1 protein-coding gene is annotated in these 1,404 nt (G+C 40.1%); it reads left to right on the plus strand.

The window, feature by feature from the left end:
- The first annotated feature begins 803 nt into the window (after nt 1–803).
- The gene (locus HGG78_RS18765) at nt 804–1,154 is read left to right on the plus strand and encodes a hypothetical protein (protein ID WP_045612999.1); all 351 of its coding nucleotides are present in this window, start codon (nt 804–806) and stop codon (nt 1,152–1,154) included.
- Nucleotides 1,155–1,404: the final 250 nt, after the last annotated feature.

A 1,404-nucleotide genomic window follows, 5' to 3' on the forward strand; every position in this document is an offset into this window, starting at 1 on the left:
TACCTTTCGTTCTCAGTGAGGTGCGTGTATTTCATGTTTTTTACTTCTTGGCGGGAGCAAACTTCATGATTATCGCATCTCACTGTTTTTATGTTCAGAGGTGTCGCACTTCGTACTTGAATCCAAGGTGTATAACAAACTGTTTAAGAGTGATTCGCAACGCGTGGCATTTTTACTATGCGTTGTGTTTGGTGTTTAAGGTGGTTTGCGGAAGCTTCGGTATTGCGTTGCTCACACCTTAACAGGGCGTTATGCAACTCAGGTAAATTTAGGGGTTTAATCTTTTTGGATTTCTCCGGCCATTTGTTTTGTGTTGTCGGCAAATCAGCATTTCCACACCAAAATTCTTGGATCACGCAAACCGTAAAACAGGCAAGGTTCTTTGTTTGCCTCAATCAGTTTTAGCGTTGGTACGTTGTAAATTTAGCGGTCGCAAAGTGTGGAAAGGGCAAGCTAATCGAGAGTTCTGAGTTCGCTGAATATTTTGCTCGTTGAATTTTTCTGGTTCAAAGTCTTGGTTTGTTGCTGAAAGGTGTGCTTTGTTTTGGCAGCTTATTTGTCACGGTTCGGGCTTGGGCTGATTCTTGGTTCACTTAACCAACATTTTGATTGTTTTCTTTATCAAATTTAGTGTAACTTTATGTTTATCTTATTGAATTTGCATAACAAAGCATTTAAGACGGATTCGCAACGCTTGGTGTTTTTAGTGTAAATTCAGTTTTTGTGTTTTAAGTGGTTTGTCGAGGCATTGGTGTTTAGCGTCGCTCACCACTTAATGCGGCGTTATGCTCTAGGAGAAAATTTTGCTCGATTTGCTTAAAAAAGTAGTTCTAATTAACTTCTTAGCAGCTCTTGTTGTGATAGCTCTATCCCAGTTTGTGCCATTCTTTGCTACTACTCAATTGGTCGATTTCCTTTTCTTTGTTGTAATCGTCATATGGTTTTTGGCGAAACTAATGTGGGAAGGTGGTATCCACAGTAAGACAACTCGGTTAGACGATCCTAGAACAGATAAAGTTTACAAAATGGTAAAAGGGCATGATTTCGAAAAAGATCAACGCGAGCATTATCGAATGAACTACCAGACGGGTTTGGTTTTCTTCATAGCCGGCCTACCTGCGTTTATTGCTTGTTTAGTCCTCCAATTTCTTTGAGTACGAGCATAACAAGCAATTTAAGAGGGATTCCCAACGCTTGGCATTTTTGCTTCTACTTCAAATTTAGTGTTTACGGTACAATGCTTTAGGTTGGGTGGTAGCGTTGCTCACCCCTTAATTGGGCGTTATGCAACTCAGGTAAATTTAGGGGTTTAATCTTTGGGATTTCTCCGGCCATTCGTTTTGTGTTGTCGGCAAATCAGCATTTCCTCATCAAAATTCTTGGCTAACTCAAACCGTAAAATAG

It is taken from the genome of Vibrio aestuarianus (assembly GCF_012395185.1).
Taxonomy (GTDB): Bacteria; Pseudomonadota; Gammaproteobacteria; order Enterobacterales; family Vibrionaceae; genus Vibrio; species Vibrio aestuarianus.